General features: G+C 71.1%; 20 protein-coding genes. 12 read left to right on the top strand and 8 right to left on the bottom strand.

The genetic code is table 11. From position 1 onward, the window contains the following. Window positions 1-308 precede the first annotated feature (308 nt). From ACZ4SV_RS35210 to ACZ4SV_RS35195, 4 genes are all read right to left on the bottom strand, one after another. Complete coding sequence (locus ACZ4SV_RS35210) at window positions 309-1,505, bottom strand: eCIS core domain-containing protein (protein WP_468010750.1); 1,197 nt, start codon at window positions 1,503-1,505, stop codon at window positions 309-311. A gap of 581 nt (window positions 1,506-2,086) precedes the next feature. Next, complete coding sequence (locus tag ACZ4SV_RS35205) at window positions 2,087-5,119, bottom strand: FG-GAP-like repeat-containing protein (RefSeq protein ID WP_468010757.1); 3,033 nt, start codon at window positions 5,117-5,119, stop codon at window positions 2,087-2,089. A 677-nt stretch (window positions 5,120-5,796) separates the two neighbouring features. Then, entirely contained in the window at window positions 5,797-6,801 is a 1,005-nt protein-coding gene (locus tag ACZ4SV_RS35200; RefSeq protein WP_468010746.1) for a DUF1648 domain-containing protein, read from the bottom strand. Next, window positions 6,798-7,145: a GntR family transcriptional regulator gene (locus ACZ4SV_RS35195; protein ID WP_468010742.1), complete on the bottom strand. Its 348-nt coding sequence runs from the start codon at window positions 7,143-7,145 to the stop codon at window positions 6,798-6,800. Before ACZ4SV_RS35195 ends, ACZ4SV_RS35200 begins: the two co-directional genes overlap by 4 nt. A gap of 326 nt (window positions 7,146-7,471) precedes the next feature. Between ACZ4SV_RS35195 and ACZ4SV_RS35190 the strand changes: the two genes are divergently transcribed. Then, on the top strand, window positions 7,472-8,317 hold the full coding sequence (locus tag ACZ4SV_RS35190; RefSeq protein WP_468010737.1) for an LLM class flavin-dependent oxidoreductase: 846 nt from the start codon (window positions 7,472-7,474) through the stop codon (window positions 8,315-8,317). 521 nt (window positions 8,318-8,838) lie between these two features. Then, window positions 8,839-9,369 carry a VOC family protein gene (locus ACZ4SV_RS35185; protein WP_468010733.1) on the top strand — a complete coding sequence of 177 codons (531 nt, stop codon included), beginning with the start codon at window positions 8,839-8,841 and terminating at the stop codon, window positions 9,367-9,369. 361 nt (window positions 9,370-9,730) lie between these two features. Here ACZ4SV_RS35185 and ACZ4SV_RS35180 read toward each other — a convergent pair whose 3' ends face one another. After that, window positions 9,731-10,111, bottom strand: coding sequence for a winged helix-turn-helix transcriptional regulator (locus ACZ4SV_RS35180; RefSeq protein WP_468010729.1), 381 nt, complete (start codon window positions 10,109-10,111; stop codon window positions 9,731-9,733). 74 nt (window positions 10,112-10,185) lie between these two features. Here ACZ4SV_RS35180 and ACZ4SV_RS35175 point away from each other — a divergent pair, with 74 nt between their 5' ends. The 5 genes from ACZ4SV_RS35175 to ACZ4SV_RS35155 all read left to right on the top strand — a co-directional run bounded on the left by ACZ4SV_RS35175 (window position 10,186) and on the right by ACZ4SV_RS35155 (window position 13,862). Next, window positions 10,186-10,869 carry an NADPH-dependent F420 reductase gene (locus ACZ4SV_RS35175; RefSeq protein ID WP_468010726.1) on the top strand — a complete coding sequence of 228 codons (684 nt, stop codon included), beginning with the start codon at window positions 10,186-10,188 and terminating at the stop codon, window positions 10,867-10,869. 580 nt (window positions 10,870-11,449) lie between these two features. Next, window positions 11,450-12,130 (top strand): hypothetical protein, encoded by a 681-nt coding sequence (locus tag ACZ4SV_RS35170; protein ID WP_468010721.1) that lies wholly within the window; start codon window positions 11,450-11,452, stop codon window positions 12,128-12,130. A 16-nt stretch (window positions 12,131-12,146) separates the two neighbouring features. Continuing rightward, on the top strand, window positions 12,147-12,368 hold the full coding sequence (locus tag ACZ4SV_RS35165; protein WP_468010716.1) for a hypothetical protein: 222 nt from the start codon (window positions 12,147-12,149) through the stop codon (window positions 12,366-12,368). Window positions 12,369-12,756: 388 nt separating this feature from the next. Continuing rightward, entirely contained in the window at window positions 12,757-12,987 is a 231-nt protein-coding gene (locus ACZ4SV_RS35160; RefSeq protein WP_468010712.1) for a hypothetical protein, read from the top strand. 368 nt (window positions 12,988-13,355) lie between these two features. Continuing rightward, a complete protein-coding gene (locus ACZ4SV_RS35155) occupies window positions 13,356-13,862 on the top strand; it encodes an RICIN domain-containing protein (RefSeq protein WP_468010707.1) in 507 nt (168 codons plus the stop codon). Window positions 13,863-13,961: 99 nt separating this feature from the next. Here the strand turns inward: ACZ4SV_RS35155 and ACZ4SV_RS35150 are convergent, their stop codons facing one another. The 3 genes from ACZ4SV_RS35150 to ACZ4SV_RS35140 all read right to left on the bottom strand — a co-directional run bounded on the left by ACZ4SV_RS35150 (window position 13,962) and on the right by ACZ4SV_RS35140 (window position 18,093). Then, window positions 13,962-15,983, bottom strand: a complete 2,022-nt coding sequence (locus ACZ4SV_RS35150) for an SEL1-like repeat protein (RefSeq protein ID WP_468010703.1) — start codon at window positions 15,981-15,983, stop codon at window positions 13,962-13,964. A gap of 308 nt (window positions 15,984-16,291) precedes the next feature. Next, a complete protein-coding gene (locus ACZ4SV_RS35145; protein ID WP_468010700.1) occupies window positions 16,292-16,984 on the bottom strand; it encodes a hypothetical protein in 693 nt (230 codons plus the stop codon). Window positions 16,985-17,487: 503 nt separating this feature from the next. Continuing rightward, window positions 17,488-18,093 carry a TetR/AcrR family transcriptional regulator gene (locus ACZ4SV_RS35140; protein ID WP_468010753.1) on the bottom strand — a complete coding sequence of 202 codons (606 nt, stop codon included), beginning with the start codon at window positions 18,091-18,093 and terminating at the stop codon, window positions 17,488-17,490. 283 nt (window positions 18,094-18,376) lie between these two features. Between ACZ4SV_RS35140 and ACZ4SV_RS35135 the strand changes: the two genes are divergently transcribed. The 5 genes from ACZ4SV_RS35135 to ACZ4SV_RS35115 all read left to right on the top strand — a co-directional run bounded on the left by ACZ4SV_RS35135 (window position 18,377) and on the right by ACZ4SV_RS35115 (window position 26,244). Next, entirely contained in the window at window positions 18,377-20,941 is a 2,565-nt protein-coding gene (locus ACZ4SV_RS35135; protein ID WP_468010696.1) for a beta-glucosidase, read from the top strand. Between the two features lie 96 nt (window positions 20,942-21,037). Continuing rightward, window positions 21,038-22,321, top strand: coding sequence for an extracellular solute-binding protein (locus ACZ4SV_RS35130; RefSeq protein ID WP_468010693.1), 1,284 nt, complete (start codon window positions 21,038-21,040; stop codon window positions 22,319-22,321). Between the two features lie 24 nt (window positions 22,322-22,345). After that, complete coding sequence (locus ACZ4SV_RS35125) at window positions 22,346-23,323, top strand: carbohydrate ABC transporter permease (protein ID WP_468010689.1); 978 nt, start codon at window positions 22,346-22,348, stop codon at window positions 23,321-23,323. Between the two features lie 6 nt (window positions 23,324-23,329). Further along, window positions 23,330-24,214, top strand: a complete 885-nt coding sequence (locus tag ACZ4SV_RS35120; protein ID WP_468010685.1) for a carbohydrate ABC transporter permease — start codon at window positions 23,330-23,332, stop codon at window positions 24,212-24,214. A gap of 125 nt (window positions 24,215-24,339) precedes the next feature. Continuing rightward, window positions 24,340-26,244, top strand: coding sequence for an RICIN domain-containing protein (locus tag ACZ4SV_RS35115; RefSeq protein ID WP_468010681.1), 1,905 nt, complete (start codon window positions 24,340-24,342; stop codon window positions 26,242-26,244). Window positions 26,245-26,384 lie beyond the last annotated feature (140 nt).

Raw genomic sequence — 26,384 nt, 5'->3', positions numbered from 1 at the left:
GGCCCGCTGTGGGCTCGTGGCGCCTGGCGACGTCATTCAGATAAGCAGCCCCGGCAGGTGTCCGCAATGACCCCCTTTACTAGTGGTGGCCGGATTCGGGATGCGTGCCGTGAATGTGACGCACCTCTCAAATCGCAGGTCAGTCGGGGTGCGAGGTGGGGTGAATCGGGCAAATGGGTCTACGGTCCGGGGTCGTAGGTGACGTGCGTCATGTGGGGTCCTTCACCCATTGCCGCACCACACGCACCTGCAGTCCCGGCAAGCCGAGGCGGGCCGGGGGACCGTCCGGGTCCGGCTCGCGGGACCCGTCAGGTTCCCGAGGAGGTCGCCGTCGCCTTGCGCCGGATGCGCCGGCCCCTCGCCAGGATGCCGTTGATGATCTCGGAGTGACGGCCCTTGAGCGCCGCGACCGGCACCTCGATGGTCTGGTACGTCTCGTGGCCCTCCTGCCGCTCCTCCACGCTGTTCTCGTCGTGCCAGCGCAGCTCGGTGCCGCCTGCCTCGATGTACGGGATGTCCGGGACGGTCTGGAGGAGCACCCGTCCGCCGTTCGGGACGGGCAGTTCGATCCAGAAGTGCTCGGGGACGCCGAAAGCGCCGTCCATCCGGTAGTGGCACATGATCCAGCCCGCCGGGTTGGCGGCGTCGATCCGCAGGCCGTGGGACTGCACGAAGGTCCGGACCGCCCGTTCCATGAGGGGGAGGATCGCCGCCTCGTCGTGCTGGGCGTCGAAGTTCTCGGGGTCGAAGCGCATGCCCGCGGCCGTGATGTCGTCCCGCAGCCGATCCAGATCGCTTCTGACCACGGGCTCCACCTGGTCCAGCTCCCGTACGTCGTCCTCCTCGCTCAGGCCGATGAGGTAGTTCCAGTACTCACCCCGGTCGAGGCCGCCGGAGTCCGCGGCGGCCCGCACGGCCCACTCCCAACAGGCGGCCTCCTCGGGCGTCTTGGGCAGTTTGCGTCCCCGCCCGCCCGCGTAGGTGTCCTCCCGCCCGGCGGAGGCGGCGATCAGGTTGAGCGCGTCCGGGTCCACTCCTCCTTCTCCCATGCTCTCGTCGTGGGTGCGCTTCGCCCGCTGGACGGCGCTGCCGTCGCCCCCGCGCGCGGAGCGGCCGGTGTCGGTCGTCCGCGCGACGGGGGAACCGCTCATCACACGCCGGGCGTTGGCCTCGGCCTCCCGTTCGAAGCGGTCGCCGGGGTCGGAGACGGACAGCCCGTCACCGTGGTCGGTGCCCGCGACGGGGCCCTGACGCTGCTGGATGACATGGGTCAGCTCATGGGCGAGGGTGTGCCGGTCGCCACCGCCGTCGCCGATGACGACATGGTTGCCGGAGGTGTAGGCACGCGCACCGATCTCGGCGGCGGAGCGGCGGGCCTCGGCGCCGGTGTGCAGCCGTACGTCGGAGAAGTCGGCGCCGAGGCGGCCCTCCATGTCGGTCCGGGTGGTCGTGTCCAGAGGCCGTCCGCTGCCGCTCAGCACGCCGGGCACCGCCGAACGCTGCACGGGTGACTGTGCCGACCGCGTCGCCGGCTCCGACTGTTCCGATTCCCCCGACCGGCCTGATCGCCCCGGCTCCTCGGTGTGCCCGCGTCCGGGTCCGTGCCGGTGCCGGTCCAGCGCCCCGGGGTGCCCGGCTCGCCGCAGCGACTGCACCACCGCGGCGTTGCCGATCACCGGCTGCATACCGAGCGGCCCGGCCGCACCCCCAACCGGCCGCTTCACGCCTGCCGTCGGTAAGACCAGGGGTTCCCGCTCGCTGTCCCGACTTCTCCGTGCCCGCACGTCGGCTCCTCTTTCGAAGGGACCTCCCGTCTACCAGTACCCGCGCACGGGCACCAGAGGCGAACGGACAGTCACGCCCATCTGTGCGGGCAGGGAAAGCAACCAACAGGCAGGGGGCGCCACTTGGAAGCTCTGAAGGCAGGCTGATGGGGCCGCGGGCCGGAACCGATGGCAGCCGCTGATCCGCCCGGCATGCCCCCTCCCCCGGGCGGGCCCACGGACCACCACACCGCACTCGAGGAGCCCCGCCGGCAGCCCTCCCCGCACCCGGGGAGGGCCACCGCGGCACGGGCGCCGTGCTGTCAGCCGAAGTTGATCCAGGCCCGGGTGGAACCGGTCCTGGGATGCACGTCGAGGTAGTCCTCGCGACGGTCGGCGTTGAGGTCGGCGAACTGGATCTGGCTGCCGGGCGCGCCGACGCCGGAGGCGGTCGTGCCCTGCGGCGCCCAATACCAGTCGCCGCCCTCGGGCTTGGGACCGCCGTTGGCCCACAGGTCGACCGCGCTGCTGTCGTGCACGACGAGGTAGTCGGCGCGGCGGTCACCGGTGAGGTCGGCGAAGCGGACGTTGCGGCCTGCTGCGCCGACACCGCCGGCGATGGTGCCCTGCGGCGCCCAATACCAGTCACCGCCCTCGGGCTTGGGCCCGCCGTTGCTCCACGCCCGGACCGAACCGTCGTCGTTGACGACCACGTAGTCGGCCCGGCCGTCGCCGTTGAGGTCGGCGAGCCGGATGGTGGTACCCGGTGCGCCTACGCCGCCGGCGATAGTGCCCTGCGGCGCCCAGTACCAGTCGCCACCGTCGGGTTTGGGCCCGCCGTTGAGCCATGCCCTGACCGAACCGTCGTCGTTGACGACCACGTAGTCGGCCCGGCCGTCACTGTTGAGGTCGGTGAACCGTACGTCGCGGCCGGACGCGCCGACACCGCCGGCGATGGTGCCCTGCGGCGTCCAATACCAGTCACCGCCCTCGGGCTTGGGGCCGCCGTTGCTCCACGCCCGGACCGAACCGTCCGCGTTGACCTGGAGGTAGTCGGCCCGGTTGTCGCCGGTGATGTCGGCGTAGAGGACCTGGCTGGGGCCGCCTGCCGTGATCGATCCCTGCTGGTGCCAGGTCCAGCCGGGGCCGGCAGGTGAGCCGCCGTTGCGCCACAGCCACGTCTCGCCGGTGCCGGGGTCGACATCAAGGAGGTCCGCCTTGCCGTCGCCGTCCAGGTCGGCGAACTGGATCTGGCTGTCGGGCGAACGGAGGCCGGTGGAGATGGTGCCCTGCGGGCGCCAGATGTAGTCGCCGCCTTCGGACTTGGGGCCGCCGTTGATCCACGCCTGGACGGTGCCGTCGGGGTCCACGACCAGATAGTCGCCCCGGCCGTCGCCGTTGAGGTCGGCGAAGCGCACATTGCCGCCCGGCTTGCCGACGCCGGAGGCGACCACCTGCGTCCCTTCGGTCCAGGGGGCCGCTGCGCCGGGAGTACTCAGCGCTGCCCTGACCGAGCCGTCAGGGTAGACCTGCAGCCAGTCGGCCGCGCCGTCCCCGTCGATGTCGGCGAAGCGGTGATTGATGTGCAACGACGACAGGGGCGGGTCGCCGGCGGGCTGGTACTGCCCTGTGGGATTGCCGTACACCTTCACCGCGTCGTATTTCTCGTCTTTCACCTGGTACGACACGACGGTGATCGCGTCGGCCCGGCCGTGGCCGAGGACGTCGGCGAACTGCCATTGGGCGAAGGAGCTGCCCAGGATCGTGTTCCCGGAGTGGTTCCAGGTGATGGTGCCGTCGCTGTGGACGCCGCCGTTGAACCAGACCTCGGCCGCGCCGGTGTCGCGTGAGACGATAAAGTCCGCCTTGCCGTCGCCGTTGACGTCGGCGTAGTGGACTCGCTCATTGCCACGCAGGGACAGGCTGCCGGGGTAGGAGCCCGGAGTCATGGTGCCGCCGGCGATGACGTCCTGCGGAAGCCAGCCCCGCACCGGGCCGCCGGTACCTCCACCGGGGGCAGGTGTCGACGGGCCGATCCAGCCGGCCCACTCGGCCGCCTCGATGCCTTCGTAGAAGACGTGACCCATCTTGCGGTAACCGTCGTCGCTGGGGTGCAGGAGGTCGGCCAGGTCGGATGTGGCGTTCAGCGCCGCGAAGTTGTCCACTAGCCATACGTGCTTGCCCTGTTCCCGCCGTTCGTAGACCTCTTGGGGCAGACTGTTGTTGAAGGCGGCGATGCGCTGCTCGGTGGCGGAGTTGGCCGACGGGACGAGCGTCGAGACGACCAGCGTCACGTCCGGCTGCTTGGCGAAGATCTTGTCCATCAGGCTGCCCAGCCGGTCCGGAGCGGCGGCCGGGTCGACGGCTTCGTTCATGTCGTTGGTGCCGATGTGCAGCAGCACCACGTTGGGTTTGTAGGTGTCCATCACGGAGTCCGTGATGCCGATGAGGTCGTTGATCTTCCAGTTCGGATGGCCCTCGTTGTCGTTGTCCGGGATGTTCCCGTAGTGCTGGGAGCCGACGTAGCTCACCGTGGTGTTCTCCTGCTGCCGCAGCTCGTCCCAGAGCGGTCCCCGGTACGCGGCGGTCGTACTGCCCGCGCCGAACGTGATCGAATCGCCGAACGGCAGGATGCGCAGCTCCGGCGGCTCGGCCGCCGCACGCATCGCGCCGAGGCCCACCGCGTAGTGATCGGGGCTCGATCCGGGCAGCCTGTGCACCGGATGGTCCGGGATGTTCTCCGAGGAGACGGCGTAGTCCAGTTCCCCGCCGCTTTGATGGGTCGGCAGACCCGTCCGGTAGAGCCAGGACCGCGCCGGCAGGAAGAACGTTCCGGGTTCGCGGTTGAAATCGCCGAGTACGGTCCACGTCCGGTTCGGCCCCGAGTTGTTCACGTAGTCGGCGATCGCCTGCACCATGGCCTGGGCGTCCCGGCCACCCTCGCCGCTACTGCTGGAGAGGGCGTGGTAGGTGAAGTACCAGTTGTCATTGAAGCGGACACCCAGGGCGTTGCGGCCCGCCGGGTTGGGGTTGGCCACGATGGTGACCTCGTCCGCCGGCCGCTGCGTGACCATGGCGAGGTTGACTCGGCCTCCCTCGTAGGTACCACCGTTCGGGTCGGTCTGCAGGAAGTAGACCTCGTACCCCTCGCGCACCGTCCATCGATGATGCTGGACGAAGCCGGAGCGGCCGGGCGCGTTCGGCGTGATGGTGATGTTGCGGACAGATGTCCCCGGTGGTGACGCACCCGCCTCCTGAAGCGCGACGATCTCCGCGGACCGCGCGTAGTTCACCACCGAAGTGGTCCATTTGCTGTCGCCCCCGCTGTTGGCGCCTTGCAGGTTGTTGGTGATCACAGGCCACGACTGCAGGCCGGCGGCCGAAGCAGGGCTCGTCGTCACACCGACGACCGTCAGAAGAGTTCCCAGGATCGCCGACACGACGATCAACGCACGTAAGCGCACCAAGCTGCCCTTTCCCCATGAAGAGAAGCGATACCCGAGCCAGGTCCGGCCCCCGCGGTCGTACTCGTGTCTGCACCCGGCCGTGCCCGGCCCGACCGATGACCACCCGCCCGACGCGGATCGTCGCTTTATGGCGCGAAGTGGCGCGGCCCCACGGGCCCTCGGCTGTCCTATGGCGACGCCGCGAGGGTCCGCGTGACCGGAAGCCGCGCCCCCCGACAGGGAGCACTGTATGAGATCGGTGATCTGCGAACATGACCCTGCGGTAAACAGTCCCGTGTAGCTCGCAGGAGTGACCACCCCTGCCTGCTGAGCGGCGTACGACACCGCCGGCACCGGGATTTCCCCGGCAGCAGCATCTCTCCGGCGCCGGTCAGGGCGACCGCGGCGGCCGCGGTCCAGCAGGTGGTGAACACCAAGTCGCCGTTCGAGCTGCTGGATCGCCCGGGACAGTGGTGGCTGGGCCATGACGAGGCGCTCGGCGGCGCGGCCGACGTGCAGTTCCTCGGCCACGGCGGCGCAAGCTGGTCGTCTGCCGCCTTCGCGGGCGGAGAATATGAGCGACCTCTTCAGTACAGCCGAGGTTCTCTCAGGGCGTTGAGGAGAGCGGCGCCCCGTTCGGCGTCGTCGACGCTGACGGCGAATTCCCTTCCCTTGCCCTTGGTGCGGATGACGAGGCATTGCCCGCCGCGCAGCATGACGGTGGTGCCCAGGCCGCTGAGCCGGTAACCCCAGCCGCCTACCTGCGCGGGGGTGCGGTTCTCGGTGCGGGCGGACTCGATGTCCGCCGCATCCCAGCGGCGTACGGGCCAGCCGAACGGTCCGAACGCCACCTCCAGGCCCCGCTCCGAGACGCGGGCCTGTACCGCTGCGCAGCCGGCTACCGCGAGGGAGCAAAGCGCGAAGGGTATGAACAGCCCCCAGAACGTCTCCGGGTCGGCCAGGCCGCTGACGAGAGCGATGATCGCTGCCACGGCCACCAGACCGGTCACCGCGGCCAGCAACTGGAGCCAGGGATTGGCCGTCCGGGACAGCCAGACCATGCGCTGCCCTTCGGGTATGTGCAGAACCGGCCCCTGTGGGTGTTCCGGTACTGCGGGAGCAGCGGCCTGGCGGCGGCTGCTCACCAGCCATCCGACGCAGCCTACGGCGAGCGTCGCCACCAGGGTGGCCACGAGCCAGGGAGTCGGCTGGCGTGCGTCGTGCCAGTCCGCGCGGTCGAGGTTCGCACGGACGACGGATGCCTGGAGGCCGGCGAAGAGGACGCCTCCCGACAGCAGCGAGGTCGCGACCCATGGCCCTCCTCGTGCAAAGGAAGCGTCTGGGCTCCGTCGCAGCGTCAGCAGCACGGCAGCCGCCAGGAACAACCAGATGACGGCAGGGAGTACAGACGCCGCCCACAGCGGCATCGATCCGTCGGGTGTGCTGTCCCCGAGCGTCCAATGGGTGGCCAGCCGGTCCGGCAGCCGTCCGTTCGCGGTCCACGGCAGCGCCGCGATCAAGGCAGCGGTGCCCGCCGCCCACGCGCCCCTGCCCCAGCTCGCCCCGCGGCCGGCCCCTGAGCGGTCGTTCACGGTACCCCCCTGATCATCTCGACGAGTTCGGTCCTGGTGTAACCCAGCCGGGCGGCGTCGCCGACCAGGGCGTGTACGCGCTCCAGCAGCCCCGATCGCCGGTCAGCGCCATCGGCCACGGTCACGCCACGGCCCCTGCGGAATTCCAGCAGCCCGTCGTCCCTGAGACCGCGCAGGCCACGCAGGACCGTGTTGACGTTGACGTCGAGCACCTGCGAGAGCTCACGTGCCGACGGCAGGCGGTCCCCCGGCAGGCACTCGCCCTCGGTAATGGCACGACGGATCGCGCCGGCCACCTGCTCATGCAGGGGCCGGGTGTCCCTCTTGTCCAGACGCAGCAACATGGTGCTAATGACGATAGCACCAGTGGTGTCAACCAGCCGCTGGGAAGGAGTTCCGTACTCCCAGCGAGGCCGTACAGGCGTGCGGGCCCTCGCCTTGCCCTCCCCCACACGGAACCGCTGTACGCGGCGAGCGACCACTTCCCGTCGAAGCCAACGGCCTAGGGGTCGAGCCAAATCCGCTTGTCCCGGCGAATCGCCTCTCCCTAAGGTGAGATCACTTCGACGAGACGTTCCCCAGAAGTACGCCGCAGAGCGGGAGCGTCCCACCTCACCGAGGTGCCGGAGGGGCGGCAGCAGTCCTTGTCGACCCTTCCGAGGAGTACCTCATGCACATCGGTATCGGCCTGCCCATCGGCGATCCCGCCGCCCTGCCCACCTGGGCCCAGCGCGCCGACGCCGGGCCGTTCAGCACGCTCGGCCTGCTCGACCGACTCGTCTACGACAACCCCGAACCCCTGGTCGCGCTCGCCGTCCTCGCCGGCTGCACCTCCCGCATCCGTCTCCAGACCGAGGTGCTGCTCGCCCCGCTGCGCGACACTGCCCTGCTCGCCAAGCAGACTGCCACCCTGGACCGGATGACCGGCGGCCGCCTGGTCCTCGGACTGGGCATCGGCGGCCGGGACGACGACCACCAGGCCGCGGGCGTCGACAAGCGCATCCGAGGGCGACGCCTCGACGAGCAGATGCCGGTGCTGCGCCGCCTGTGGTCCGGCGAGCCGTACGGCGACGGTATCGGCCCGATCGGTCCTTCCCCCGCCCGGCCCGGCGGCCCCCAGGTGCTGTTCGGCGGCTTCAAGCCCGCCGCTGTCGAACGCGTCGCGCGCTGGGGTGACGGCTTCCTCGCCGCCGCCGCGCCCTCCTGGGCAGGGGGCCTGTTCGACATGGCCCGCGGCTTCTGGAAGGAGTACGGCCGCGCCGGTGAACCGCGCATCGTCGCGCAGGTCAACGTCGCCCTCGGCCCGCAGCACGTGGTCCGGGACGCGCAGGCCCGTATGCACGCCTACTACGCCTTCACCGGCATGGCCGACCGCATGGTGGCCGGAATGCTCACCACGCCGGCCGAGATCCGCGATGCCGTCACCGCCTTCGCCGACCTGGGCGCCGACGAGGTCATGCTGTACTGCTACGGCGTCGACCCGGACCAGGTGGACCGCCTCGCCGACGTCGTCTGACGTTCCGGGCGGTTGACGGACGCGCTCTCTGAGACCGTCCGTCAACTGCTCCGGTACGGGTGTCACGCGGGTTCCAGGGTCGCGTCCCGGACGGCATCTCCGTGAAGGAGTCGCCTCCTCCCCAGCGGAGCCCCGCCCCGAGTAGATTACTGTTCAACCTTTTCGCGCCACTGGACGCACACCGGGCCAACATCCGCCATTTTGCCGGTGGACCTGCGCGAACGGGGCGGAGGAGTGCGACGTCGGGCCAGGTCGGAGCCCTCGCACCCACCAGGCCCAGCCCCCACCGAGCAGCGGGCCCGTCCGGGTACGAATGCAGCACCACGCACGACCCGGCGCGAACCGACCGTCCGATGTCAACGCCCGTCGGCAGACCGGCGGGCTACCCGCTCCCCGGCGCGCACACAACGGCTCGATTTGATTTAGCGTTCAACCTAATTGAGCGGCATGCTGGCCACTAGGTCGGCGACCACCCGGGTCGCCAGCCCAACACCCCCATCCACCGCGGGAGATGACGTGACATGAGCGAGGTCCTGCCGCTCCGTCTCCACCACCACGCCTGGATCACTGACGACCAGGAAGCCAACCGGCGCTTCTACGAGGATGTGATCGGCCTGCCCCTGGTCGCCACCTGGACCGAGCGCGAGGTGCTGTTCGGAACCGAGCGCGTCTACAGTCACACCCTCTACGGTCTGGCCGACGGCAGTGCGCTCGCCTTCTTCCAGTTCGCGAACCCCGAGGACCAGGAGGAGTTCAAGACCGCCATCAATGCCACCCCCGTGCGCCACATCGCCTTCAAGGTCGAGGCGGAGACCCAGGAAGCCATGCGCGAGCGCGTCACCGCGGCCGGCCATGCGGAGACGAACGCCCATGTGATCGACCACGGGTACTGCGTCTCGCTGTACCTCACGGATCCCAACGGGCTGATGCTGGAGTTCGCTGTCGACCACCCCGACGTGGAAAAGATCGACGCCGAACGGCGAGCCACAGCACACGACGACCTCTCCCGCTGGCTCGCCGGCGACCACACCAGCAACAACCGCTGGCGCTGACCACTCGTCCGGCTTTGACCGTGCTGGACCGGGGCGCGGCGGCAGCGGTTGTGTTCTGCTCTCCGGCCGGGGGTCCGACCTGGCCCAGGTTCGCGGCGGTGCCTCGAAGTCTGCGGCCGACCGCATCATCAACCGCCTCGGACCGCTGCGCCGATGGTTCCGCAAGGGCACTGTGCTTGAGGCCGTGCGTTCGCCTGGGTCGACGACGAAAGCACAGAGGCGGACCGCGCCTGGGTGAAGGGTCACCACGGCGGTCCCGCCCTACTGCATCGGGTCGACCCACGACTCGGCCTCACCATTGACGACTTCGCCGCGCTGACGGCATGGGCAACCGGCCTCGGCTGACTCCCCGTTGACCCGTCTAGCAAGTTGGACGAGGGGACTGCCGCCCAGGAGTGCATGCTGCTTCCTGGGCGGCCATGACCTCGTCGCCGTGCTCGAAGGCCCATGCGCCGACGGCTTCGATGGGCGCCAGCAAGGTCCGTCCCAGAGGCGTGAGTTGGTACTCGACCCGTGATGGCGCGTCGGGGTCCGCCTGCCGGTCGACCAGTCCGTTGAACTGCAATCGGCGCAGAGTCTCGGTGAGGACCTTGGAACTGATGCCCCCGATCCGCTCCCGTAATTCGACCGGGCGCCTGGGGCCGTCGCGCAGTGCCCAGAGCACCACGGCGTTCCAGGTGTTCGAGAGCAGGTCGAAGGCGAGGCGGGCGCGGCAGTCGGCGAGAAAGGCGTCGGTCGTCACGTACCAAATGGTGCCCGAACGGCCTTCTAGCGTCGGTGTGAACGGTCGAAGCAGGCACGGAGAGGGACCACGTGATGAGAATCGGCGTACTGGGAACGGGCAACATGGCCGACGCGCTCGCCACCCACTGGGCGCGGGCCGGGCACGACGTGACCATCGGGGGACGGGACGCACACAAGGCGGAGCGGCTCGCGACGCGCATCGGAGGCAGCGCGAAGCCTGGCAGTCTGCGCGCGGCGGCCGAGTACGGCCAGGTGGTTTTGGCGGCGCTGCCCTTCAGGGCCGGAGTAAGAGTGGCACGGGAGCTGCACGCGGCCCTGGAGGGCAAGGTGCTGCTCGACTGCTCCAACCCGGTCGGGCCGGGCTTCCGGCTGCTGACGGAAGGAGGCCCCTCCGCCGCGCAGCAACTGGCAGCGGCAGCACCCGGAGCCCACGTGGTCAAAGCCTTCAACCTCTGCCACGAGGACGTGTGGCGGATGCGGCCGCCTGTCTTCGATGGGCGACCACTGGCCGTCCCGGTCTGCGGGGACGACGAGACGGCTCTCGTGCGTGTACGCGAGCTGGTGCGGGACACGGGCTGCGAACCCGTGGCTGGCGGCGGTCTCGAACGCGCGGGACTCCTGGAAGCGACCGCCGCGCTGTTCATCGCGCTGTGGGTCGGCGAGGGAGCGGATGCCCAGGCGATCGCCCCTCCGCTCGCATACGCGGCCGGACCGAGCCACCAGGAAGCGGAGGAGGGCACGGCGGCTTTCCGTTAGAGGTTCCAGGGAGTGTCTGACACATGATCAGCAAGCGGGGATGTGCATCCTCGGTCCCATTGCCTTGCCGTCCTGACGTCGGTCAGTGAGTCTGAGCTGGTGCCAGGACAAGAGAAAAGACGGCGGCGACAGGAGGCCGAGAGTCAGCGGCTTGCCGCTCGCACCGCGCCCGGCGCGGGACAGTGGGAAGTGGTCGTTGAGACTCGGGACCAGGCGGAGATGCGTACGCAGTTGCGCCGCCTTCGGGAGGCAGGCGTCGACGGGTCGTTGATGCGGATCGACACGCTGTGCGGGCGCCTGGCGCTGCCGACGACCTACCGGCTGAGCCGGTTTGTGACGGACCCCGGGTGGGAGTCCGAGCCTGGGCGCACTGGTCACTGATCTGGTGGCAGGGCGGCCTGGCGCAGCCCGTGACACAGCCGCCGCTCCCCCGTTCCCGTGCGGACAAGGTTCGGGGCGGTCGTCTGTCACAGGCCCGCGACAACGCGGGAGACGGCCAACCGGGTCGGTGATTTCCCTGTTCTGCAGGGTGGGGCCGAAGGACCGCCCCCTTTCTGCATCCGACGAGGAGACATCCACCGTGCCCGAGAAGTCCGCGTCCGTGATCCGACACCTCCGACCGCGTGTGACGGCGCTCGCCGTGGCCGGTTCCGTCTTCGCTCTCGCCGCCCCGAGCGCGGCGACGGCCCTGACCGGCCCGTCGCGTGGCGTCTCGGCCGGGCCGGTGTCGGTGATGAAGTACACGGCGAAGGAGCGCCGGGACGCCCTCGCCTACCGGACTCCCGCCCGGATCAAGGCCGTCGGGAAGTCCGTGGACCTCAGCCCGACTGGGCCGAAGGCCAAGCCCTGGAAGGGCACCTCCATGAAGGCCGTGGGCCGCCTCTTCTTCGTCAACGCGGACGGAGCCGACACATGGTGCACGGCCACCGCCGTCACGAGCACCAACCGCTCTGTCGCCATGGCCGCGGCACACTGCGTGCGCCGGGTCTCCTCTCCGTTCAACACGAACACCACCATGGCGTTCGTCCCCGGCTACGACGAGCACAAGGAACCGTACGGCGCCTTCGCGGTCCGCAGCGTCATGTCCCCGCGCAGTTGGGAGGAGGACTCCACCGATGACATGGCCGCGCTGGTGGTCGACGCCGGCAAGAGCGGCCGTAGGCTCACCTGTCGTGGGCGGCCAGGCCATCGCGTTCAACCGCCCGGTCGGCGGCAGCATTTCCGCTTTCGGCTACCCCGCCACGCATCCGCAGCTCGGTGAGGAACTCCTGCGCTGCGTGGGCACGGCGAAGAAGGGCAACGGCATGCAGGTCATCCCCTGCGACATGAGCGGCGGCTCCAGCGGCGGTCCGTGGCTCGCCGACTTCGACGCCCGCACCGGCAAGGGCGTCCTCGTCTCCGTCAACAGCGCGCTGGACTCCCTGACGCCCACCAAGATGTACGGCGAGGTGTTCGGCGCCACGGCCAAGCAGGTCTACCAGCAGGCGCAGCAGGCCTGACGCACGTACGCCGGCCCTCCGGTGAACGTCCGCCGGGCCCGGCGGAACCAGACTGACTGACGGCCGGACCGGGTCAGGGTGCCGGCCGACGTGAGCCCGGGATGTCCAGCCACGTCCGCCTGCTGGGCCGGCCCGTGCGATCAGCGATCACCGCGGCCAGGCGGGCGCTGTCGGGCACGGCGAACGCCCAGTCGTCGCGGGAGGGGGTACCCGCCGGGCGCCACCCAGCACCCGGGTCCCTCTCCGTCACCTCCTGCCCGTTTCGGTCCCCTGGCCGAGGGAAACCGGTACGTCCGCTGTGCAATGGTGCCCTGAGGGAGGAAACAACCATGAGGACTTCCGGAGAAGCACGCCCGGTCGGCAGGCGATCATGATCACGGCAGATCACGTGAGGGCTCTGCTGGACTCCGGCGCGGACGAGCCGACCTTGGTCGTCGTGTCGGGTGCCGCCGAGGTCGTACCGGCATCCGCACTGGGCAGTGATCAGTACCGAGGAGCTCTGGAGGTCATCTCCCGAGCGGATCTCCAGGCCCAGGTCGGCTCCGACGTCACGTCCCGGCACGAGCTCGAGGAGATCGCGGCTCGTCTGGACGCAGCGCTGACCCGGCTCGGCGCCTGACGCCCTGGGGAACCGCACGGCGGGACAGCGGATCCTTCTCACCCGGTCCGACTTGCCGCCCTTGGGGATTGAGACGACGCCCTGTGCCCTCCCGCGCTTCGGCTCCACACCACTCCAGGTGCCGATTTGTGCGCCTCGTGCTTCGATGGACGGGAGAGAAGGCCGCACCTTTATCGGTGCCCCACTGTCAGGCCGTCGACGAGGCGCCGGAGCCCGTCGGCCACAGCGGCGGAAGCCCTGGGTCGGGGCCAGCGGACGAGCCGATGTCTTTCTCAACTCCCGCACAGGATCAGTAGTGGAGTACCACTATGCGCACAAGCCGGACGCGCCGTCTTTTGACGGCATCGACAGTTCTTGTAGCCGGGGCCATGTTCTGGCCCGATACCGCGGTCGCGCAGTTGGCCACGCCCAATACCGCGGCACGGGTGGGGGGAGACTTCAAGATTGTCAACGTGCAGACCGGCAAGTGTGCGACCGTCGCGGGCGGAGTTTCCACCGCCAACAACGTCGAACTCGTCCAATACAACTGCGACACGCACCCCTCGCGCCGCTGGGTCTTCGCCAACTACGACGGCAGCTCCTACCAGATCGTCAACGTGCAGACGCGCAAATGCGCGACGGTCGCGGGCGGGGTCTCCACCGCCAACAACGTCGAACTCGTCCAATACAACTGCGACACGCACCCCTCGCGCCGCTGGATCATCGCCTGGAACGGCAGCTCGTACCAGATCGTCAACGTGCAGACCCGCAAATGCATGACCGTCGCGGGCGGGGTCTCCACCGCCAACAACGTGGGCCTCGTCCAATTCACCTGCGACACGCACCCCTCACGCCGCTGGACCGTCCAGCGAGTCGGCGTGCCCATAGACGACTGAGCCCTCCGGTGTCGCACCGCTGAACAAGCTGTTTGCCAAAAGCCACCGCCGAGTGCGGGTGGGCCCCGGAGGTCCGTCGCTGTTGGCCGTGTTCCGTGTTCAGCCCGTTGCCCGCAGTCGTGCCAAGGCGGTGTCGGCGTGCTGGCGTGCCCGTGGTGAGCCGGAGGCGTCGGCCAGCGTGGCGAGGCGGCGGACGGTTTCCTCCCAGGCCGGGCGGTGGGCGCTGTCGTGCGTGGTGAGGCGCCGATATGCCTCGGCCGCCACGGAGCAGACCTCCGCGGCGGTCCCGGGGTCGGGAGCGGACGCGCCTGCCGTGGAAGCCAGTTGCTCCGTGATCTCGCGCAATCCGGCGGCGAGAGCCTCCACCCGGCCGGCCGGCGCTCCGTCGAGTCGCAGCGCGAAGGATGCCCAGCGCAGGAACTCCGCGAGGTCGCCGCGTACGTTGAGGTGCAGCTCGCACAGCCGGAACACGGCGCCCGCGTGACCGGCGCCGCCGGCCAGGGTCCACCAGGCGAGGGCGGCCTCAAGGTCGTCCCGTTCCCAGTGAAGCAGCCCGAGGTGGTACGCGGCGTACGCCTCGGCCGACTCCGCCGTTCCGTCGATGCGGTGGGCGGTCCCCGTGTCCGGCCCCGGCGGTGGCCCCGCGGCCCCGTGACCGGGCGGGCCGAGGCGCTCGGCGGCGCGCTCCCACCAGCGTTGCCCTTCTGCCGCGCGGGCCGTGCGCACGAGCAGCAGCCCCAGGTAGAAGGCGCCCTCCGCGCTGCCCGCGTCGGCGGCCGTGCGCCACCAGCGTTCGGCCGCTGCCTGGTCCCCGGCTTCCTGGCAGCGGAAGCCGACGTGCACGGCCGCCTGGACGTCGCCCGCCTCGGCGGCCCGCGTGAAGAGTTCGTCGGCCTCCTCGTGCCGGCCCTGCCGCCGGCAGAGGACCGCGAGGTTCTGCGCCGCGTTCGGGGCGTCGCGCTTGCCGGCAAGCCGCCACAGTTCCTCGGCCTGTGCCTCGTCACCCTGCCTCTCGCGTACGGCGCCGAGGCCCACGGCCGCCGTCCAGTCCCCGCTGTCCATCCCCCGGCGGAACCAGCGCTCGGCCGCGTCGAGGTCGTCACGCAGCAGGGCCAGCACGCCCAGGTTGTGGGGGGCGGCGGGGATACGGCGGGCGGCGGCCTTCTCGTACCAGCGCGCCGCGCCGTCCAGGTCGCCCCTGTTCTGTTCGAGTCTGCCGAGCAGGTAGGCGGCCTGTCCGCTGCCCGCATCCGCCGCCGACCGGTAGGCCGCCGCGGCACCGGTGAGGTCACCGGCGCGGGTTAGGCCGGCGGCGCGCCGGATGGTCTCCTCGGCGCCGGGCGGCTCGGGATCGGGGGCGGGCCGGGACGGCATCTCCAGCACGCCCTGACCGTCCTGTGAGATGTGCGCCACCAGGTGGAAGGAGCGGTCCGTCTCCGGGCCGGTCCGTCCTCCGTCCGGGTCCCGGGGGTCGTAGTGGTCGGGGAAGAGGGTGTGCACGGACTCGGGCACCGGTGTGGTGTCGGGGCTGAAGCGGGTCACGCCCGAGGTGGCGGTGACCGTGAGGTCCCACCAGGGCCGCCAGAGGCGTCCCGCGCACTCGATCTCCGCCGTCAGCCGCCACCGTACGCACCGCCCGTCGTCCGTCACGGGGGCACAGGTGAGGGCGGCGCCGGCACCGGGCGTGGCGGTCAGCGGCAGGGCGGGGTCCGCACCGGCGGCCGTCAGCACGGGCGCGGGCGAGACGTCCAGGAGGATGGCGACGTCGGGGCTGCTCAGGCGCCGGTAGGCGCGGACCGCGCGCTGGGCGGACTCCAGCAGGTCCGCGCTCATGACCAGGTCGGGCATCCGTGACCGGGCGATCGCGACGCCGTCCACGCGCACCGGCAGGCGGTCCGTCACCTCGGCCCGCAGCGACCGCAGTACGGCCTCGCCCTGGCCCGTCGCGGTCAGGGAGAGCTGGAGGTTGTGCCCGGTCAGCGGGATGTGCACCGCTTCGGGGGTGCCCAGAAGGCCGGGTGAGACGATGTGCGCGAGGTGGCTGTGCACGGCGGCCCGCACGGTGAACGGCGGGTCGTCCGGCAGTCCTTGTACGGGTACGGTGCGGACGGGCCGTGTCATGTCGTAGACGGACCCCTGGGAGGCGGGCGCGTCGTCCGCCCGGTTCCCCGCCCGGGTCGTCCCGGCGGAGGAATCCCGTCCGTACCCGGTGGCCGGCTCCGAGGACCTCCCCGTGCTGCCCGCTGGACCGGCTGCCGGGTTCCGTGGCCGCCGGGTGCGGGCTGTCGCCCCGGAGAGCGCCGATACGGCGGCCACCGCGGCGTACGGCAGCCAGCTGTGCGTGCCCGTGGCGGCGAGGACGGCGCCGCCGGCCACCGCGGGAAGTGCCGCTGCCAGGGTGACCGCGCCGGCGGGGCGCCGCAGCGGTGTCATCGGGTGCCGCCCGGCAGGCGCGCGGCGGTGCGGAACGCGTGGCCCTGGAGGTCGATCCGGGTACGGCCCTGGCGGCCCGCGGAGGTCCAGTCGAGCCACAGCACCCACCGTACGAGGCCGCGCTCGGTGCTGACCAGGAGGTCGAGGACCTCGGACTCGTCCGAGGCGATCCGGTAGGGGAAGTCGCTGCCGGCCAGGGCGCGCACCCGTGGCGGGTCGGGGTCGAGGAGGACTTCGAACCGCCGCACCGGCACCTCGGCCGCGTGCCGGGCGAGATCCCCGGGCGCCTCCGCGCGGGACAGCACCTCCGCGCGCAGCCCGGTCAGCACCACGGCCGAGGGTCCGGTCGCGGTCACGACGACGCGGAGGGTGTGCCCGGCGGCCGGGATGTCGACGACGCGGTCGCCGAGGTCGAGAGTGACGTAGTCGTGGTCCCGGATCTCCACGGCCACGGCCAGCGGGTCACCGGCGGCCGGTTGCCGCGCGGCCCGGCGCCGGGCCAGGGCCTCCTGGAGTTGCTGGGGTGCCTGCTGGCCGAGGTAGGCGGCCGAGGCGGCCGCCAGGACACCGGCGGCCCAGGCCAGCGCCTGTCCGGGCGCCCACAGCAGCGCGGCGGTCACGAGCGCGGCCGCCGCCCCGCCGGTCCCGCCCCATATCAGGGCGCGGTGGCGCCCGTCGGCTCTCGGCATGTGGCCCCCGTTCCCACCGGATCCGCCGGCGCTCCGGCTCGGCCCACTCCCCCGCCGGACTCCGCGCCGTGGCTCAGATGATACGCAATCGGCTTGCCGCGCAGGCGAGTTGCGGCAATCCGCGCGCTGTGCGGGGCCGTACCCCGCGCACTGTGCAGGGCCCTACCCCGCGCACTGTGCGGGGTACGGCGCGGTGCGTCGGCGTGGCGGCCGGCACCGCAGCGGGGATACGGCCCGGTGCGCCGCGTGACGGTCGGCACCGCGGCGAAGGTACGGCTCGGCGCGGTGACTGGCGCCGTAGCTGGGGTACGACGCGGTGCGTCGGCGCGGCAGTCGGCGCCTCAGCGGGTAACACCACCGCGGGTGGGACGCGGGGCATGTCTCGCCCGCCGGGTCATCGGCGCAGGCGGTCACGGTCGTAGCCCTGGCCGGTGCGCGGCTCGGCCGGGCACCGGCGGCGTACGCCAAGCCTTCGCGGGTCAGCCTGCCGTCGGGTCCGGAGGTCAGCCCTCCGCCGGGGCGGAGCGGAAGCGTCCGGGGGCGAGCGTGTCCAGCAGGGACGTGATCACGAGATCGGTGGAGGCCGCCATGTCCACCCGGTCGGGGGCGAGGAGCCACTGCACCTGGAGGCCGTCCATCACCGCGACGATGGCGTTGGCCGCGTGCTCGACCCGGGCGTCGGTGCCCTCGGCGGGCAGGTCGCAGGCTTCGATCAGGGCGTCGGTGACGAACGCGCGCAGGCCGTTGTAACGGTCGCGGAAGTAGGTCTGCGCGGGATGGTCGTCGGTGACGGATTCGGCCGACAGCACGGTGTAGAGCCGGACGATGCCCTCGCGTTCGGCGTTGCGGAGTGCGGTGTCCACCAGGTGGCGCAGGAACTCCAGTCCCCGGGGCCGGTCGGGTCCGAGTTGCTCGATGTCCGTCTGGTCGCGCAGTTCCAGGACGCTGGTGAGCAGCAGTGCCTTGGAGCGGAAGTAGTGCAGGACGCCCGCCTGGGTGAGTCCGGCCCGGTCGGCGATCTCGGCGAGCGAGGCGTTGTGGTAGCCGCGGGCGGCGAAGGTGTCCGTCGCTATGCCGAGGATGTCCCGCTGCCGCCGCTGTGCTTCCACGCTGCGCGGGGTGCGGGGCCTGGCGGGACGCGTCGGCTTGCCTGCTGACTGGTTGCTCACCGGCACAGCTTAATCCCGTCCGGAGACTGTCGGACGACCGCGGGCGAGGGCGGCGAAGACGCTGCGGCCAACCACTTACTAAGTACTTAGTAAGTGTGCTTTCATGACGCCGTCATCGAGACGACATGCCGCCGTCATGGCTGGAAGGACACTCATGGTCTCCCCTTCGCGCGCAGCAACCCGGGCCGACACGGGAGTCGCTCCGGCGCCCCCGGACACGGCTGTGACGGATCGCTGGGCCGCGTTGGTCGCCGCCCTGGACCTTGAGTCGAAGGTGCGGTTGCTGACCGGTGCCTCGCTGTGGGCCCTGCCGGCCGAACCCCGCCTGGGCCTGCACCCGGTGGTCGCCTCGGACGGGCCGCAGGGCGTCCGGGGCACCGGCGAGGTCCCCGGCCAGACCGGTCTGCTCGCGCCCGCTCCCAGCGCGGTGGGTGCCACCTGGGACCCGGCCGTCGCCGAACGCCTGGGCCGCCTGTTCGCCGCCGAGGCACACCGCAAGGGCGTGGACGTGGTGCTGGCGCCGGCGGTCAACCTGCAGCGCACACCCGTCGCCGGCCGGCACTTCGAGTACCTGTCCGAGGACCCGCTGCTGACCGGCACCCTCGGGGCGGCCCTGGTCCGGGGCCTGCAGGAGGCCGGGGTCGCCGCCTGCCTGAAGCACTTCGTCGCCAACGACTCGGAGACCGGCCGGACCCGCTACCGCGCCCGCATCGACGCCCGCACGCTGCGCGAGGTCTACCTCGCCCCGTTCGAGCAGATCCTGGCCCAGGCCGGCCCCTGGAGCGTGATGGGCGCCTACTCGGGAGTCGACGACGGCATCGAGTCGGCCCCGATGCTGGAGCACCGGCGGCTGCTGCGGGACGTCCTCAAGGGCGAGTGGTCCTACGACGGGGTGGTGATCAGCGACTGGGCCGCCACCCGCTCGACGGCCGCCTCCGCCAACGCCGGTCTCGACCTGGTGATGCCCGGGCCGGACGGCCCGTGGGGTGCGCGGCTCGTCGACGCCGTCCGCCGGGGCGAGGTGGACGAGGCCGTCGTCGACGACAAGGTGCTGCGGCTGATGCGCCTGGCCGCACGGGTGGGCAGGCTCACCCGGCCCTGGGCGCCGGGTGAAGAGCGTCCCCCGCTGCCCGGCCGGCCCGTTCCGCCGCCGCCCGGCGAGGACGACTTCGCCGTGCTGCGCGACACCGCCGCCCGCGCCACCGTGCTCCTGCGCAACGAGGGCGGGCTGCTGCCCCTGGACGCACGACGGCTGACGAGCGTGGCGCTGATCGGCCCGAACGCGGTCCAGCCCTACCTGCAAGGAGGCGGAAGCGCGTACGTGCCCGCCGTACGGACGGTCACGTTCGAAGAGGGTCTGCGCGCCGCTCTGCCCGGGCACGTCGGCCTCACCGTGCACCGCGGGGGTTCCTCCCGGCGCCGGGCCCCCTTCATCGATCCCTCCCGTACGTCCTCTCCCGACCTTGCAGCCATGGGCGTGCGCGCCGAGTACCTGGACGCGGCGGGTGTGCCGCTCGGCACCGAGGTCCGCTGCACCGGCGACTGGGGCGGCTTCGGCTCCTTTCCGCCCGGCACCCACCGCGTCGTCCTGCGGACGCGGATCACGCTGGCCGAACCGGGCACGCACCTGCTCGAGTTCGGCTGCTCCGGGCGTTTCCGCGTCGAACTGGACGGCGAGACGGTCCACTCGGGCCAGGACGACCGCGGCGTGGAACTGATCCTGGAGTCCAGCCACAGCCATCCCGAAACCCACCGCCATCCCGTCAGCGTGGGAACCGAGCCCCGGCATCTGGACCTGACGATGGACCTGCGCGTCGTCGACGCGGACGGCTACGGCCGCTTCGTCACCGCCCAGTTGCGCCACCTGCCGCCCGGCCCGTCCGCGGCGGAGGAGATCACCGAGGCCGTGGCCGCCGCCCGCCGGGCGGATGTCGCGGTGGTGGTGGTCGGCACGAACGAGGAGACCGAGTCGGAGGGCTGGGACCGGCCCGACCTCCGGCTGACGCCGCAGCAGGACGAGCTGGTCCGCGCGGTCGCGGCCGCCCAGCCCCGGACCGTGGTGGTGGTCAACGCGGGAGCACCGGTCCTGCTGCCCTGGGCCGCCGAGGTGCCGTCGCTGCTGTGGGCGTGGCTGCCCGGCCAGGAGGCGGGGCACGCACTGGCCGACGTGCTGCTCGGCCGGGCCGAACCGGCCGGCCGGCTGCCCTGGACCCTGCCCGCGCGCGCCGAGGACGTACCGGTCCCCGACGCCGTCCCGGTCGACGGCATCGTCGACTACACCGACGGGCTCCACATCGGATACCGCGGACACGACCGCGCCGGCACCACGCCCGCCTTCCCCTTCGGCCACGGCCTCGGCTGGACCCGTTGGTCCTACGACCGTGCCGAGGCCCTCCAGACGTCCGTCTCCGCCGATCATGCCTGCCCCGCAGGCGGAGACGGACCCGCCCTCGCGGTCACCCTCACCAACACCGGGCCGCGGGCAGGCCGGGAAGTCGTCCAGGTGTACGCGGAGGCACCGGACGACGGCATCGACCGGCCCGTCCGCGTCCTGGCCGGCTTCGCCTGCGTCAGCGTCCCGGCGGGCGGGACCGCCACGGCCGCCGTCACCGTGCCGCTGCGCGCGTTCCAGGTCTGGGACGAGCAGGCCGGGGGCTGGCGCGCCCGCACCGGCCGGCACCGGCTGCGCATCGGGCGCTCCAGCCGCGATCTGCGGCTGGAGCTCGACGTGGAGGTGACGACCGACGGCGGCGGGACCGTCCTCCGGCTGCCGGCCACCGCCCGGTAACCGCTGCCCTGCACCCGGCCCGGAGGTCCAGGCTCCGGGCCGGCCGCCCAGCGGACTCCCGCGACTCCCACCCAGAACGATCAGGAAGTGAAAGACATGTCCCGTACGAAGCGCACCCTCGCCAGAGCCGCCTCCCTCGGTATCGCCGCCGCACTGCTGGCCACCGCCTGCGGCCGCTCCGACGACAACGGCCCCAGCAAGGACACCGCGACCCTGGGCACGGGGCTGGCCGAGGGCAACCTGACGATGTGGTCCATGGGCGACCCGGACCCGTCCCTGGAAAGCCTCGCCAAGGAGTTCGAGAAGCAGAACCCCGACGCGCACGTCCACATCACGCCCATCCCCTGGGACGCCGCGCACGACAAGCTGACCACGGCCATCGCCGGCGGCAAGGGCCCGGACGTGTCCTTGATCGGGACGACGTGGATGGCCGAGATGGCGGCCATGAACGGCTTCCAGGCCACGCCGCAGCAGATCGCTCCCTCCGCCTTCTTCCCCGGGCAGTGGGACACCACCAAGTACGACGGGACGGCCTACGGCGTGCCGTTCATCGCCGACACCTCGGTGATCTACTACCGCACCGACATCGCCGCGAAGGCGGGCATCGACAAGCCGGCCGCCGACTGGGCCGGCTTCTACGAGGACCTTCAGGCCATCCAGAAGACCGCGGGCAAGCAGAACCCCAAGCTGCGCTACGCCTCCGGGCTGCAGACCGGGTTCAACGCGTGGCTGTTCTGGCTGCCCCTGGTGTGGCAGAGCGGCGGTGACATCTACGACCCGGCCGCGAAGAAGTTCACCTTCGACACCCCTCAGGTCGCCGAGGCGCTCGAGTACTACGGCAAGATCTTCAAGAACAGGATGGCGCCGACCGACAAGACCGACGGACAGCAGGGCTTCCACGACGGCCTGATCGGCACGCTGCAGCAGAGCGCCAGTGTCGGCGGCAATCTGCACAAGGACAGCCCCGACCTGGACGCCAAGTGGCAGACCGTGCCGCTGCCGCGCAACAAGCAGGCGGCCGGACTGGCCGGGGGCACCGACCTGGCCGTCTTCCAGAGCAGCCACAACAAGGACGCCGCCTGGAAGTTCGTGCGGTTCCTCACCGATGCCAAGAACCTCGCCGTATACGGGACCGCCACCAATCAGCTACCCGCGGTGGCCGCCACCTGGGACGACCAGCGCATCGCGGGCAACAGCAAGCTCGCCGCGTTCCGCGAGCAGCTGAAGGTGACCAAGGCGCCGCCGGCGATCACCACCTGGCAGCAGATCGCCTCGGAGATCGATTCGGAGCTGGAAAAGCTCGCCCTCGGCAAGGCCACGGCCAAGGACGTGCAACAGGCGCTGCAGTCCAAGGCCACCAACATCGGCACCGGCCGCTGACACCCGCACGGACGGATCACTTCCATGTCCCTCACCAAAGCTCCAGGGCAAGGTGACACGGCGGCAGGGACCCCGCGGGCGCACACGCCCGTAGCGGCCCGCCGGCCACGACGCAAGGTCTCGGCCACCGCCGGACGCCAGAGCCGTGCCGCGTGGGTACTCGCCGCACCGTTCCTGGCTCTGTTCGCTCTCTTCATGCTGCTGCCGGTCCTCTGGTCCCTGCTGATGAGCCTCACCGACACCAAGAGCGCGGATCTGAGGACCCCGTTCGCGGTCGGTTTCGTCGGCCTGGACAACTACGTGAAGCTGTTCCAGGACCCGGTGTTCTTCACCGCGCTGCGCAACACCGCCGTCTTCGTCCTGTTCGGCCTGCCCCTCACCCTGGCGGCCGGGCTCGCCGCCGCCGTGGTGCTCGACCGCGGGATCCACCGCTTCCGCGCGGTGTTCCGCGTCGGTCTGTATCTGCCGGTGGTCACCAGCGTCGTCGCCGTCGCCGTGGTGTGGAAGACCCTGCTGGAACCCCGTGCCGGCCTCGTCAACACCGTGCTGGCCTGGTGCGGGATCGACGGCCCTGCCTGGCTCGCCGACCCCCGCTTCGCCCTGCCGGTCATGATCGTCATGGCGGTCTGGCGGAATCTCGGCACCGTCATGATCATCATGCTCGCCGGCCTGCAGAGTGTCCCGCGATCGCTCCTGGAGGCGGCCGAGATCGACGGCGCGGGACCCTGGCAGCGGTTCTGGCGGGTCACCTTCCCCCTGCTGCGTCCGGCGCTGCTGCTGACCGCCGTCACCACGGGCATCGGCTATCTGCAGTTCTTCGACGAGCCGTTCGTCATGACCGACGGCGGCCCGTTGGACTCCACCCTGTCCGCGACGATGTTCTCCTACCGGCAGTTCGGCTTCGGCAACTACGACTACTCCGCGGCCGCGAGCTACGTCGTGTTCATGCTCATCGCGGCACTGACCGTGCTCCAGTTCCGCCTGCTGCGGGAGAAGGACTGACCTCGCATGACCACCGTCTCCGCACCTGTGGACACCACCGCAGCCCGGCGCGCGCAGCGCCGGCGCGCGACGCGGCAGCGCTGGGGCAACCCCTGGCTCTACCTGCCCCTGACCGGCGCCCTGTTCCTCATGCTCGTGCCGTTCCTGTGGATGCTGTCCGGCTCCCTGAAGCCGGAGTCCGACATCCGCAGGGTGCCGCCCGTCCTCATCCCGGGCCGGCCCACCACGGCCAACTACCACGAACTGTTCGGCAAGCTGGACTTCGTCGGCATGTTCACCAACTCCGTCGTCGTCGCCGTCGCCGTGACCGCGGGCAACCTGCTGTTCTGCTCGATGCTCGGCTACGCCCTGGCCAAGCTGGAGTTCCGCGGCCGCAAGACGGTCTTCGCCGTCGTCATCGGCACCCTCATGGTGCCCGGCCTGGTCACGTTCGTGCCGCTGTACGTGCTGACCACGAATCTGGGCCTGACCAACTCCCTTCTCGGGCTGATCCTGCCGTTCCTCGCCACACCGTTCGGGGTCTTCCTGATGCGCCAGTTCATCGGCTCGCTGCCCGACGAACTGATCGACGCCGCCCGGATGGACGGCTGCCACGAGATCGCCATCTTCTGGCGGATCATCCTGCCGATGACCAAACCCGCTCTCGCCACCCTGGGCATCATCAGCTTCCTCGGCTCCTGGAACAACTTCCTGTGGCCCCTGGTGGCCGCCCAGAGCGAGGACCAGTACACCCTTCCCGTGGGCCTCGCCCTTGCCAGCAGCGGCCAGGACTTCACCCGCTACGGCGTCCTGCTGGCCGGAGCCGTCGTCGTGCTCCTGCCCGTGATGATCGTCTTCCTCCTCTTCCAGCGCCACTTCGTCGCCGGGATCGCGACCACCGGCCTGAAGTGAGAACCAGGGGCCACCGGCCCCGCGTGCACCACCCCTTCCGGTAGACCACCGGCCTGCGCGGATTGCCGTTCCGTCCAGGCGGGTCGCACCACCCCCTCAGGCACCGACCGAAGGAGAGCCGCACCGTGTCACCTCGCAGATTCCTCCGCCCCCGGGCGTGCGCCGCGAGCGCCGCCCTCGTCCTGGCCGCCGCCGGACTCGGCGCCGCCGGCGCCGGCCCGGCCCGGGCCGCCGACCCGACGGCGCAGGTGTGGGTCACCACGCCGGACGGCGCCAAGAAGCTGTCCGCCGAGGGCAGCGTCCCGTTCTCGGGCTCGCCCCAGTCCGTCGACCTCCGCATCGACGCGAACAGCAAGGCCCAGACGTTCACCGGCGCCGGCGCCTCCGTCACCGGTGCCTCCGCCCACCTCATCCAGAGCCTGCCCCAGGACCAGCGCACCGCCCTGCTGAACTCGCTGTTCTCCACGAACGGCGACGGCATCGGGCTCGGCTACCTGCGCCAGCCGCTCGGCAGCAGCGACTTCAACGCCGACAGCGGCTTCCACACCTACGAGGACACCCCCAAGTCCTTCTCCATCGACCGCGACAAGAGCGAGATCATCCCGGTCCTCAAGCAGGCCACCGCGATCAACCCCGCCATCCGCTTCATGGGCACCCCCTGGTCGCCGCCCGCGTGGATGAAGACCAGCAACTCCCTCAACGGCGGCAGCCTCAAGACGGAGGACTACCAGGCCTACGCCGACTACCTCGTCGACACGGTCAAGGCGTACGGGCAGCAGGGCATCACCCTGACCGACCTCACCGTGCAGAACGAGCCGGAACTCGCCGCCGGCTACCCCTCGATGACCATGTCCGCGTCCCAGCAGGCCGACTTCATCAAGGTCCTCGACAAGTCGCTCACCGCGGCGGGCCTGCCCACCAACATCCTCGCCTACGACCACAACTGGGACGACCCGGGCTACCCGCTCCAGGTCTTCAACGCCACCCAGGGCATCAACCGGGTGATCGGCGCCGCCTTCCACTGCTACAGCGGCAGCCCCGACGCGCAGCAGCAGATCGTCAACGCGGGCAAGCGCGTCTTCTTCACCGAGTGCTCCGGCACCGACAGCCCCGCCCCGGCCAACACCTTCGCCGACACCCTCAAGTGGCACGCGGAGAACCTCGTCGTGCAGAACATGCGCAACGGCGGGGAGACGGTGGTCGACTGGAACCTGGCCCTGGACCAGAACGGCGGTCCACACCAGGGCAACTGCGGCAACCGCTGCAACGGCGTCGTGGAGATCGCAGGCGGCGGCGTCACCCGCAACGCCGAGTACTACGTCCTCGGCCAGCTGACCAAGTTCGTCAAGCCCGGCGCCACCCGTATCGGCTCCACCAGCCAAGGAGACGGGGGCGTGGAGGACGTCGCCTTCCAGAACCCGGACGGCACCCGGGCCGCCTACGTCGTCAACACCGGCTCCGGCGCCCAGCAGTTCTCGCTGACCGACAACGGCAAGTCCCTCGCCTACTCCCTCCCCGCCGGCGCCGTCGCCACCTTCTTGTGGAACGGCACCGACAGCGGTGGCCCGGCCAACCCGCCCGCCGGCGCGATAGACCCGAGCGCGTGGTATCAGGTCCGCAACGCGGGCAGCGGCGCCTGCCTGGACGCCGCCGACTGGGGCACCGGTGACGGCACCGCCGTGCAGCAGTGGACCTGCGGCGCCGGACAGACCAACCAGCGCTGGCAGTTCAGGCCCACCAGCGACGGCAACTACCAGGTCGTCAACCAGTACAACTCCAAGGCGTGGGACGTCGAGGGCGGTCCCGGCGCCACCGCCGACGGCGCCCGGCTCCAGCTGTGGACCTACGGCGGAGGCACCAACCAGCAGTGGAAGGCCGAACCCGCCGACACCGGCAACCAGTACCGCTTCGTCGCCCGCCACAGCGGCAAGTGCCTCGCCGTGAACGGCTCTTCCACCGTCAACGGCGCCAAGCTGTCCCAGCAGCCCTGCAACGGCTCCTCCGCCCAGGCGTTCACCCTGAGCCGCTGACACCGTTGAAGCGTTCCGCGACGCGCAGGGCCCGGTCCGGTGGACCGGGCCCTGCCCCGTCACCCGGGCTCCGTCCCGCCGCCCCGCGGTCGCGGCACGGTCATCGCCGCACGGGGTGGCGGGCCGGGGTGCCCGGAGCG

The sequence above is a fragment of the Streptomyces sp. NPDC027672 genome, from assembly GCF_055566335.1.
The sequence above is the reverse complement of the archived record's forward strand: the minus strand, read 5'-3'. Positions and strand labels throughout refer to the sequence as shown.

Excerpts from the sequence above, each read along its gene's own strand:
- ACZ4SV_RS35155 (WP_468010707.1), top strand. The coding sequence starts at position 13,356 with ATGTTCTGGCCCGATACCGCGGTCGCGCAGTTGGCCACGCCCAATACC.
- ACZ4SV_RS35175 (WP_468010726.1), top strand. The coding sequence starts at position 10,186 with ATGAGAATCGGCGTACTGGGAACGGGCAACATGGCCGACGCGCTCGCC.
- ACZ4SV_RS35145 (WP_468010700.1), bottom strand. The coding sequence starts at position 16,984 with ATGCCGAGAGCCGACGGGCGCCACCGCGCCCTGATATGGGGCGGGACC.
- ACZ4SV_RS35130 (WP_468010693.1), top strand. The coding sequence starts at position 21,038 with ATGTCCCGTACGAAGCGCACCCTCGCCAGAGCCGCCTCCCTCGGTATC.
- ACZ4SV_RS35190 (WP_468010737.1), top strand. The coding sequence starts at position 7,472 with ATGCACATCGGTATCGGCCTGCCCATCGGCGATCCCGCCGCCCTGCCC.
- ACZ4SV_RS35185 (WP_468010733.1), top strand. The coding sequence starts at position 8,839 with ATGAGCGAGGTCCTGCCGCTCCGTCTCCACCACCACGCCTGGATCACT.
- ACZ4SV_RS35120 (WP_468010685.1), top strand. The coding sequence starts at position 23,330 with ATGACCACCGTCTCCGCACCTGTGGACACCACCGCAGCCCGGCGCGCG.
- ACZ4SV_RS35125 (WP_468010689.1), top strand. The coding sequence starts at position 22,346 with ATGTCCCTCACCAAAGCTCCAGGGCAAGGTGACACGGCGGCAGGGACC.
- ACZ4SV_RS35195 (WP_468010742.1), bottom strand. The coding sequence starts at position 7,145 with ATGTTGCTGCGTCTGGACAAGAGGGACACCCGGCCCCTGCATGAGCAG.
- ACZ4SV_RS35150 (WP_468010703.1), bottom strand. The coding sequence starts at position 15,983 with ATGACACGGCCCGTCCGCACCGTACCCGTACAAGGACTGCCGGACGAC.